Genomic DNA, 4,857 nt, shown 5'->3' on the forward strand with positions numbered 1-4,857 from the left:
GAGCGGGCTTCTTCAATTCTGGCTTGTGCGGCGGCCAGTTTGGCACTGGCTACTTCCAGTTCCGAAGGGGCTACTACTTTTTTATCTACCAGCATGGTTACCCGGTCCAGTTCAAGTGCGGCTGCCTTGCTTTCTGCTACCACACTACTGAGTACAGCTTTGGCCTTGGCCAGTTCTGCACGGTATTCTGCATCGCTGATGCCAAAAAGCAATTGTCCTTTTTTTACTTCCTGTCCTTCGTCGATGTATATTTTATCGAGAAATCCGTTTACCCGTGCACGTATTTCCACATTTTGTACGGCTTGTATGTCTGTAACATAAGAGCGGTGCAGGATGGTATCTTTTGTTCCCAGTACGGTGACTGGCAATATTTTTAAATCAGCATTGTTGGTACTTTCTCCTTTGGTGGCACAACCAGCCATGAAAAGGGCGATCAGCGATGTAAAGATCCCTGTATATTGACGCATAGCAATAAGATATTGATCCCGGTTTCTCCGGAATAAGTGAATACAACACAGTAAGATGCTGATCCGCTATGGTAGCGGAAATGGCAGGCATCTCCCTAAAAAAAATTACAAACGAAAAGTATGCTGTACTCAGAAGGGGGTAAACCGGAAGAGGAAAGAATAGTACGCCGGCCGAAAGGATTTCTGTCGTTCGTATTCTCCGGTTTTATTAACAGGAATATAAATACTGTGTGCAGTACTATCTGCATCGAGGTATACAATACGGGTAGCGGTACTTACCTGCGGAGCAGTTGCAGAAAGGTACCAGCGTGTTTTGCGGCGATGTTTGGTGATATGCCATACATCCGTTCCTTCATCATCGGCTTCGAGGTGTACCGGAATTTTGTGAAGGAGATTTTGCAGTTTATCCTGCTGTGCCTGCAGTATACTAATATCGTGCAGCGAAAAATGACGATGCGCTGCAAACACGGGCAGGGCGCCGGTTACCAGCTGTAAGCACAGCAGGAAACAGACGGTTGTCCAACGTTTTAATATGTGTATACGTTCGTGCATTAAACCGCAAATTAATTGTTTTAGATTTATTTGCGCGTTAGTTTATTGTAAAGGAAATATTTTTGGATGACCGGTAAAAAATAAAAGACTGTCTCTTTTAAGGAGACAGTCTTTTCCACTCAGCACAGGATTGAATTGTTAACTATTTGATTGCCTGCATGGCAGATTTAGCAGCAGCGATGGTTTTGTCCAGGTCTTCGGTAGTGAGTGCATTACTCATAAACCAGCTTTCGAAGGCGGAAGGTGGCAGGTATACACCACGTTCCAGCATGGCATGGAAAAACCTTTTGAATAATTCATTGTTGGCAGCAGATGCGGCGGAGAAATCCACGATAGGATATTCGGTGAAATGTGCGCTCAGCATGGATCCCATTTGGTTAATGCTGTGTACAACGCCTGCTGCGCCAAATGCTTCTTTTAATCCGTTTACGAGGTAGTTGGCTTTTTCTTCCAGTTGCTGGTAAATAACGGGATTATCGTTCAGTGTTTGAAGCAGGGTATATCCGGCAATCATGGCGATAGGGTTACCGCTCAAGGTGCCTGCCTGGTATACTTTTCCGGCGGGTGCCAGGTACTCCATAATTTCTTTCGGACCAGCTACTGCACCTACCGGCATACCGGCTCCAATGATTTTTCCGAAGGTCACCAGGTCAGCTTTAATGCCCAGCAATTCCTGTGCACCACCACGTGCCAGCCTGAAGCCCGTCATTACTTCATCAAAGATGAGGAGAATATTATTTTCATCGCAGATTTTGCGCAAACCTTCCAGGAACCCCGGTTGTGGCAGGATACAGCCCATGTTACCCGCTACCGGTTCTATAATGATGGCGCAAATATCGGCGCCATGTGTTGCTACCAGTTGTTCTACGGCTGGTAAATTATTATAGGGAGCGGTGAGTGTATCTTCTGCTACGGTAGCGGTTACACCGGGAACGGATTGTATCCCCAGGGTAGCTACGCCACTGCCGGCGCTTACCAGGAACGCATCTGCGTGACCATGGTAACAGCCATCAAATTTGATAAACTTGTTACGGCCGGTATAACCTCTGGCCAGTCGGAGCGCTGTCATACAGGCTTCGGTGCCGGAGTTCACCATGCGTACCATGTCAATGTTAGGCACCATGGAAACGATCAGTTCTGCGATCTTTATTTCCAGTTCAGTGGGTGCACCAAAAGAGGTAGAGTAGGTAGCATATTCCTGTATGGCTTTGATCACTGGTTCATAAGCATGACCGAGGATCATAGGGCCCCAGGAATTGATGTAATCAATATACTGATTGCCATCTACATCGTACATGTAGGCGCCCTTTGCGCGTTCCATAAATATGGGTGTGCCGCCTACACTTTTAAATGCCCGTACGGGAGAGTTAACACCGCCGGGAATTACCTGCTTTGCTTTCCCGAATAACATTTCACTTTTGCTGTACATCTGTTGGTGGTTTATTATTTTGTGCAATATAGGAAATTATGCATTCAGCAGTTTGGCGGCGTCTTTTGCAAAGTAAGTAGCAATCAGATCCGCACCCGCACGTTTCATGCTGGTCATGCTTTCCAGGATCGCTTTGTTTTCATCGAGCCATCCTCTTTCTGCTGCTGCTTTAATCATTGCATATTCACCACTCACGTGATATGCACTAACGGGAACGGTTGTACGATCTTTAATGATGCGCATAATATCCAGGTACGCCATGGCAGGTTTTACCATTACGATGTCAGCTCCTTCTTCAATATCCATCAGTGTTTCCTTGATGGCTTCGCGCGAATTGGCGTAGTCCATCTGGTATGTTTTTTTATCGCCGAAGCCGGGAGCGGAGTCCAGTGCATCACGGAAGGGGCCATAAAAGCAGGAAGCATATTTGGCACTGTAAGCCATGATACCTGTTTTATCGAAGCCATTTTCTTCCAGGATATTGCGGATAGCCAGGATGCGGCCGTCCATCATATCGCTGGGCGCTACAAAGTCAGCGCCTGCCTGTGCATGGCTCAAACTCATACGTGCCAGCACTTCCACGGTAGGATCGTTCACAATCTCTGTACCATCTACAATACCATCATGACCATAGGAAGAGTAAGGATCCAGTGCCACATCTGTCATCACCACCATATCCGGGAGTGCATTTTTGATGCCACGGATCGCGCGCTGCATTAATCCGTTTGGATTAACGGCTTCTGTTCCTTTGTTATCTTTTACACTATCCAGTGCTTTTACAAACAACAATACACTTTTAATCCCCAGGCTCCAGAGTTCTTTGGCTTCCTTAATAGTAAGGTCCAGTGAATACCTGAAATAACCTGGCATAGAGCTGATCTCTTCCTTCACATTTTCTCCTTCGGTAACAAATAACGGCGCGATGAAATCGCTGGGCCTTACAATTGTTTCCGCTACCATTGCACGAATGGCGGGAGATACTCTTAAGATTCTGTTTCTTCTGATCATCTTTATAAAAATTTTATTGTTTTTATATAGTGGGTGTTGTCCAGTCACGTGGTTTTAAAAACTCCTGTAGCTGTGCTTCCGGGCTGCCGGGTATGGTATGAAAGTCGTATTCCCAGCGGGCTACCGGTGGAAGACTCATTAAAATAGATTCCGTACGGCCATTGGTTTTTAAGCCAAACAGTGTTCCTCTGTCGTGAATAAGATTGAACTCTACATAACGGCCACGTCTATACGCCTGCCAGCTTCTGTGTGCTTCTGTATACGGCAGGTTTTTAGTTTTCTCCACAATTGGCAGGTAGGCTTCAATGAAAGCATTACCATTGGCTTTGGAGAAGGCCAGCCGTTCTTCAGCGGAGGTGTTGGCATCCGGGCGCAGGTAATCGAAAAATATACCACCTATACCACGGGCTTCGTTGTCGCGATGTTTATTGATGAAATACTCATCGCAGTGTTTTTTATATTTTGGATAGAGGTCTGTGCCGAAAGGGTCGCAGGCATTTTTGAACGTTTGGTGAAAATGAATACCATCGGCTTCGTCGAGGTAGTAGGGCGTTAAATCGGCGCCACCACCAAACCAGCTATCCTTCAATGTTCCATCCTGTTCATATAATTCAAAATAACGGAAATTGGCATGTACGGTAGGTACAAAAGGATTCAGCGGATGAATCACCAGGGAGATGCCGCAGGCCATAAACTGGCTGTTGGTAACACCAAACTGCTGCGCCATGGCTTCCGGTAATTCGCCGTGTACGATGGAGGTGCTCACGCCGCCTTTTTCGAATACGTTGCCGTTGGCAATCACACGTGATTTACCACCACCGCCGCCGGGACGCTCCCATTGGTCTTCGCGGAAGGTAGCTTTACCATCTGCTTTTTCCAGTGCGGTGCAGATCTCGTCCTGTAAGCCGTGAATGAATGATATGAATGCAGATTTTATCATTTTTAGCTGTTAGCTTTTAGCAGTTAGCTTTTAGTTTATTTTGTTATTTAGCCTTTAGTAGTTGGCATTTAGCAGTTATGAGTCATTAACAGCTAATAGCTAACAGCTAAAAGCTGGATCATTATCCGTGTGCTTTAACTGTTTCTACAAATGCTCTGGCATGATCTACCGGTACATTCGGTAAGATACCGTGTCCGAGGTTGGCAATGTAACGTTGTCTGCCAAATCCTTTCAGCATTTCTTTCACGGACTTTTCAATTTCCGGAATCGGTGCCAGTAATTTAGCCGGATCAAAGTTGCCTTGCAGGGTGATATTGCTGCCGGCAAACTGACGTGCCAGTTCGGGTTTAATGCACCAGTCGATGCCCAGGCCATGAGCGCCGGTAGCAGCCATATCTTCCAGGGCAAACCAGGCGCCTTTTGCAAATACGATGGTCGGACAAATATCCTTCATCGCTGTT

Annotated in this window: 6 protein-coding genes; all 6 read right to left on the reverse strand. The window is 46.4% G+C overall.

Annotated features, from left to right (window positions below; translation table 11 throughout):
• Positions 1–467, reverse strand: a 467-nt coding sequence (locus VIP81_RS05325; RefSeq protein WP_331957435.1) for an efflux RND transporter periplasmic adaptor subunit, incomplete at its 3' end; no start/stop codon positions are given.
• 129 nt (positions 468–596) lie between these two features.
• Positions 597–1,019 carry a hypothetical protein gene (locus VIP81_RS05330; protein WP_331957436.1) on the reverse strand — a complete coding sequence of 141 codons (423 nt, stop codon included), beginning with the start codon at positions 1,017–1,019 and terminating at the stop codon, positions 597–599.
• A 142-nt stretch (positions 1,020–1,161) separates the two neighbouring features.
• A complete protein-coding gene (hemL, locus tag VIP81_RS05335; protein WP_331957437.1) occupies positions 1,162–2,448 on the reverse strand; it encodes a glutamate-1-semialdehyde 2,1-aminomutase in 1,287 nt (428 codons plus the stop codon).
• A gap of 36 nt (positions 2,449–2,484) precedes the next feature.
• Positions 2,485–3,456 (reverse strand): porphobilinogen synthase, encoded by a 972-nt coding sequence (gene hemB / locus VIP81_RS05340; protein ID WP_331957438.1) that lies wholly within the window; start codon positions 3,454–3,456, stop codon positions 2,485–2,487.
• Between the two features lie 22 nt (positions 3,457–3,478).
• Positions 3,479–4,396: an oxygen-dependent coproporphyrinogen oxidase gene (gene hemF, locus VIP81_RS05345; RefSeq protein ID WP_331957439.1), complete on the reverse strand. Its 918-nt coding sequence runs from the start codon at positions 4,394–4,396 to the stop codon at positions 3,479–3,481.
• Between the two features lie 121 nt (positions 4,397–4,517).
• A partial coding sequence (locus VIP81_RS05350) for a uroporphyrinogen decarboxylase family protein (protein ID WP_331957440.1) occupies positions 4,518–4,857 on the reverse strand: 340 nt, incomplete at its 5' end.

Origin of the sequence: Chitinophaga sp., from assembly GCF_036566945.1 — a bacterium.
Classification (GTDB): Bacteria; Bacteroidota; Bacteroidia; order Chitinophagales; family Chitinophagaceae; genus Chitinophaga.

Excerpts from the sequence above, each read along its gene's own strand:
- VIP81_RS05330 (WP_331957436.1), bottom strand. The coding sequence starts at position 1,019 with ATGCACGAACGTATACACATATTAAAACGTTGGACAACCGTCTGTTTC.
- hemL (WP_331957437.1), bottom strand. The coding sequence starts at position 2,448 with ATGTACAGCAAAAGTGAAATGTTATTCGGGAAAGCAAAGCAGGTAATT.
- hemB (WP_331957438.1), bottom strand. The coding sequence starts at position 3,456 with ATGATCAGAAGAAACAGAATCTTAAGAGTATCTCCCGCCATTCGTGCA.
- hemF (WP_331957439.1), bottom strand. The coding sequence starts at position 4,396 with ATGATAAAATCTGCATTCATATCATTCATTCACGGCTTACAGGACGAG.